The 5,825-nt window shown below is 70.4% G+C and carries 2 protein-coding genes; both read right to left on the reverse strand.

All coding sequences use genetic code 11. The annotated features are described in order from the left end of the window. On the reverse strand, positions 1-2,705 hold a 2,705-nt coding region (locus tag ACFY2B_RS45970; RefSeq protein ID WP_390769017.1), incomplete at its 3' end, for a type I polyketide synthase. A gap of 59 nt (positions 2,706-2,764) precedes the next feature. Then, positions 2,765-5,825 (reverse strand): type I polyketide synthase (locus ACFY2B_RS45975; protein ID WP_390769018.1); only part of this gene is annotated, 3,061 nt, incomplete at its 5' end.

Here is a 5,825-nt window from a genome sequence, read left to right on the forward strand (position 1 = left end):
TACGTCGGCAAATCCACCCACCCCGACGCCGGCACCACCCCCGACCAGTCCACCCCCACACCCCGCACGAACAACTCGGCCACCGAAACCAGCAGGGTCCGGTCTTCCGGGCGGCCGTCGCGGAGGGACGCGACGCATGCCACCTCAGCACCCACGGCGGCCGCTGTCTCCTCCACCAGGCCGGTCAGGGCCGCACCGGGACCCAGTTCCACGAACAGCGCGCCGCCGTACTCCACCGCGGCCTCGATCCCCTCGGCGAACCGCACCGGCCGCCGCACGTGTCCGGCCCAGTACTGCGGGTCAGCCAGCTCACCGGGCTCGGCCAGCCGTCCGGTCACATTCGAGACCACCGGAGTCACTGGCGGCCGCCACACCACCTCGGTCAGTTCCGCGGCGAAGTCGGCCAGCATCGGCTCCATCCTCAGCGAGTGGAACGCATGCGAGACCGCCAACCGCTTCGTCTTGTGTCCCTGCTCTCGCAACCGGCCGACTGCCGCGAGGACCGCGTCCTGATCGCCGGAGAGAACCACGGAGGACGGCCCGTTGATCGCCGCGACCTCCACGCCTTCGCCCAGCAGTCCTGCAACCTCCTCCTCACCGGCGGCCACCGCGACCATCGCCCCGCCCGGCTCCAACGCCTGCATCAGCCGACCCCGGGCCGCGACCATCCGCGCCGCGTCGTGCAGCGACAAGGCACCCGCGGCATACGCCGCAGTGATCTCACCGACCGAATGCCCGATCACGACATCCGGCCGCACGCCCCACGACTCCAGCAGCCGGAACAAGGCACTCTCCACCGCGAACAGTCCCGCCTGCGTGAACACCGTCTGGTCCAGAAGTTCGGCACTGCCCCTCACTCTGCCAAGAACCACCTCACGTACCGGATGGTCAACCCACCCGGCCAGCCACCTGTCCAACTGCTCACACGCCTCGTCCAACGCCTCCGCGAACAGCGGATACCGCTCATACAGCTCCCGGCCCATTCCTGCCCGCTGCGACCCCTGCCCCGGAAACACCCACACCACCTTGCCCGGCGACCCCGCGTTCCCCGCCACGACACCGGACGCGCTCTCACCCCGTGCCAGCGCTTCGAGCCCGGCAACTGCCTGCATGTTCGAGTCCGCCACCACCACGGCACGCTCGTCCAGCACCGCCCGGCCGGACACCAGCGCCCCGGCCACACCCGCCAACGACACCTCACCGGCTCCCTTGAGGAACGACGCCAGCCGACCGGCCTGGCCCGCCAAGGAACCGGCGCCGCGCGCAGACACCACCAGAGGCATCGCACCCGCCTGCGGCGAGGCGGGCGGCATTTCCGCGGCGGGCGCCTCCTCCAAGATCAGATGTGCGTTCGTCCCACTGATCCCGAACGAGGACACACCGGCCCGACGCGGGTGACCGTTGCGCGGCCACTCTCGCGCCTCGGTCAGCAACTCCACCGAGCCCACGGACCAGTCCACCTGACTCGTGGGTTCGCCCACGTGCAGTGTCGGAGGCATGACACCGTGCCGCAGCGCCTGTACCATCTTGATCACGCTGCCCACACCCGCGGCCGCCTGCGTGTGACCGATGTTCGACTTCAACGAACCGAGCCACACCGGACGCGCCGGGTCCCGGTCCTTCCCGTACGTCGCCAGCAACGCCTGCGCCTCGATCGGGTCCCCCAGCGCCGTCCCGGTTCCGTGCCCCTCGACCACGTCCACGTCGGACGGCGAGAGCCCGGCATTCGCCAGCGCGCTGCGGATCACCCGCTGCTGCGACGGACCGTTCGGCGCCGTCAGACCGTTCGACGCACCGTCCTGGTTCACCGCACTGGCACAGAGCACCGCCAGAACACTGTGTCCGCGCTCCTGCGCCACCGACAGCCGCTCCAGCACGACCACTCCGACGCCTTCGGACAGGCCCATGCCGTCCGCACCGTCCGCGTACGCCTTGCAGCGCCCGTCCTCGGCGAGTCCACGCTGCCGGGAGAACGACACAAAGGATCCGGGCTTCGCCATCACCATCACGCCGCCCGCCAGCGCCGTCGAGCAGTCGCCCTTCCGCAACGCCTGTGCGGCAAGGTGCATCGCCACCAGCGACGACGAACACGCCGTGTCGATCGTGACCGCAGGACCCTCGAATCCGAATACATAGGACACCCGGCCGGACGCGACGCACGGCGCCGCCCCCGTGCCCACGAAACCCTCCAGCTCCGGAGTGACCACGCCAGCACCGGCGCCATAGCCCTGACTGGACAGCCCGGAGAACACGCCGACATCGGCGCCCTTCAAGGAAGCCGGGTCGATGCCCGCCCGTTCCAGCGCCTCCCAGGACGTCTCCAACAACAACCGCTGCTGCGGATCCATCGCCAGCGCCTCACGCGGCGAGATCCCGAACAGCCCCGCGTCGAAGAGGCCCGCCGTGCGCAGGAACCCGCCCTGGCTCACGTAGGACGTACCCGCATGGTCCGGGTCCGAATCGAACAGGCCCTCCAGGTCCCAGCCCCGGTCCTCGGGGAACTCGGAGATGGCGTCGACCCCGTCGACCACCAGCTTCCACAGATCCTCGGGCGAGGACACCCCACCCGGGTAGTGACACGCCATGGAGACGATGGCGATCGGCTCCCGCTCCTGGTCCTCGATCTCACGCAGCCGCTTGCGGGCGTCACGGGCGTCGGCGATGGCCCTCTTGAGGTAATCGCGGAGTTGTACCTCGTCAGCCACTGAACTCAAACCCCCAGGAGTTGTCCGTGTGCGATTGCTGTTGATACGAGCGGTGCGGTTCAGTCGAGCCGGTCGACGAGCGCGAACAGTTCCTCGTCGCTGGCGGTGTCGAGGTCTTCGTTGGAGGTGTCCACGGGAGCGCCTGCCGTCTCGGCCGCCTTCAGCAGTTCCCGCAGGCGCCCAGTGATCCGGTCGCGGGCCTCTTCGTCGGCCGCAGAGATGGCCTTCTCCACGCCGGCGAGCCCTGCCAGGACCGGATCGGCCGGGGAAATCCCGTCGACGGCGAGTTCGTCGCGCAGGTGGCGGGCGAGGGCCTGCGGGGTCGGGTGGTCGAAGACCAGCGTCGCGGGCAGCTTCAACCCGGAAGCCTCACGCAACCTGTTCCGCAGCTCCACTGACGTCAACGAGTCGAAACCGGCATCCTTGAACGCCGCGTCCGCACGGACGGCCCCCGCTTCGGCGTGACCGAGAACGATCGCGACCTGAGCACGGACCAGGTCGAGAAGCAGCGCCTCCTGTTCCTCCGCGGCGAGCCCGGTCAGCCGGCGAGCCAGCCCGCCGTCCCCGCCGGCCGCCGCCCGCGCCGACTGCCGTCCCACCTTGACCAGGCCGCGCAGCAGGTGCGGGACGCCACCGCCGGTCAGCGCGTCGGCACGCACCTCGCGCAGGTCCAGCTCGATCGGCACGAGCAGTGCCTGCTCGGATCCCATGGCGACGTCGAACAGCTCCATGCCGTCCGCGGACCTGAGGGCCAGGACGCCTCCACGTCCCTCGCGCCGGGTCATCCGGGTCCTGGTGAGGTCGTCGATGTTGTCCGCCATCCCGGTGATCTGCCCCCACGGTCCCCAGGCCAGCGACAAGCCCGGCAGGCCCGCCGCCCGGCGGTGGGCCATCAACCCGTCCAGGAAGGCATTCGCCGCCGCGTAACCGGCGCTGCCCGCACCCATGAAGATCGACGAGGCGGACGAGTAGACGACGAACGCATCGAGATCCAGGCCGCGGGTCAGCTCGTCGAGATGCCGCACCGCGTCCACCTTCGGCCCGAACACACCCGCCAGCCGCTCCGGGGTCAACGCCCCGATGACGCCCGCGTCGAAGACACCAGCCGTGTGCACCACACCGGTCAGCCGGTGTGCTTCGGGCACGGACGCCAACAGAGCCGCCACCTGATCACGATCGGAGACGTCGCAGGCGACGACAGAGATCTCGGCACCCTGCTCGGCGAGCTCGGCCACCAGGTCCGCCACGCCTTCCGCGGCGCGACCCCTACGACTGGCCAGCAGCAGATGTCGTACACCGTGCCGGGTGACCAGGTGGCGCGCCGCGAGACCGCCCAACGACCCCGCGCCCGAGACCAGAACCGTCCCTTCCGGGCCGAACACGACAGGTGCGTCGGAGGGGTGATCGGTGACGCGGACGAGCCGTGGCACGGAGACGGTCGTTCCGCGGACCGCGATCTGTGGCTCACCGCTTGCCAGCACCGGCCCCAGGACCGGCTCCACTCCGCCCTCGGCCGCCGGATCGAGGTCCAACAGGATGATCCGGTCCGGGTTCTCGGACTGAGCTGCACGAACCAGCCCCCACACCGCCGCCGCGTCCGGATCGGCCACCACGCCGTCACCAGCGGGCACCGCGCCGCGGGTCGCCACCACCAGTCGCGACTCCGCCGATCCGGCCTCGGCGAGCCACGCCTGGACGACACCCAGCACCCGGGAGGTCAACGCAAGTGCCGTGTCGTCGCCGCCGGTCGCTCTCAACACCGCCACGGCGGGGCGGTCGTCGGCGAGGGCCACCACGTCGTCACCGTTGATCACGGGCACCCACGGCGGTGCAGGCTCCCCATCGGCCGAGGGCAGTTCGGTCCAGTCCACTCGGAACAGGGAATCGCCGACCGTCCTGTCCACCGATGTCTCCAACTGCTCGGCGGACACCGCCCGCAACACCAGCGATTCCATCGTCAGGACCGGGCGGCCGGTCTGATCGGCGGCTTGTACCGACAGTGCCTCCGGGCCGGCCGGCGCGACGCGCACCCGCAGTGCCGAAGCACCAACGGCGTGGAGCACCAGACCGTTCCACGCGAACGGCATCACCGACTGCCCGGGGCGTTCCCCCGTCGTGTCCGTCACGGCGGCGATCGTTCCGGTCTGCAGGGCCGCGTCCAGCAACGCGGGATGGATACCGAACCCAGCGGCTTCGTCCCGTCGCTCCTCGGCCAGGGCGACCTCGGCGAAAACCTCCTCGCCGCGCCGCCATACCGTCCGCACACCCTGGAACGCGGGCCCGTACGCGTAACCACGCCGGAGCAGGTCGGTGTAGAAATCCCCGACCTCGACCGGCCGCGCACCCGGAGGCGGCCAAGCGGTGAAGTCGTACCCGGTGCCCCTCCCGCTCGGCGCTGCCGACAGCACACCGGTGGCGTGCCGCGTCCACGCATCCCCGCTGTCCTCGCTGTCCTGGCGCAGCGAGTACACGTCCACCGTGCGCGAACCGTTCCCGTCCGGACCGCTCACCGCGACCTGTACACGGATGCCGCCGTGCTCGGGCAGCACCAGCGGTGCTTCCGTGACGAGTTCGTCCAGGACCGGGCATCCGACCTCGTCACCGGCGCGTACCGCCAACTCGACCAGCCCGGTGCCGGGGAACAGCGTCATTCCGCCGACCGCGTGATCGGCCAGCCAGGGGTGCGACCTCAACGACAGCCGTGAGGTGAACACCAGCCCGTCCGACTGCGGCAGCTGCACCACCGCACCGAGCAGCGGGTGATCGACACCCACCAGCCCCAGTGACGGCGCGTCCGTCGCCGCCCCGGTCGGGTGGAGCCAGTAGTGCCGGTGGTCGAAGGCGTACGTCGGCAGGTCGAGACGTCCCGTAGAGGCGGAAGGCAGTACGCCGCTCCAATCGAGCGCGACACCCCGCACGAACAGCTCGGCCATCGAGGTCAGCAGTCGCCGCGGACCACCGTCCGCACGGCGCAACGAGCCGACGACGACCACGTCGTCGACGTCCGTGCCGTCAACGATCTCGGTGATCGCCTGAACCAACACCGGGTGCGCACTGACCTCGACGAACACCCCATACCCCTGGCTCAGCAACTCCGCCACCGCCGGACCGAAACGCACC

The sequence above is a fragment of the Streptomyces sp. NPDC001270 genome, from assembly GCF_042896695.1.
Classification (GTDB): Bacteria; Actinomycetota; Actinomycetes; order Streptomycetales; family Streptomycetaceae; genus Streptomyces.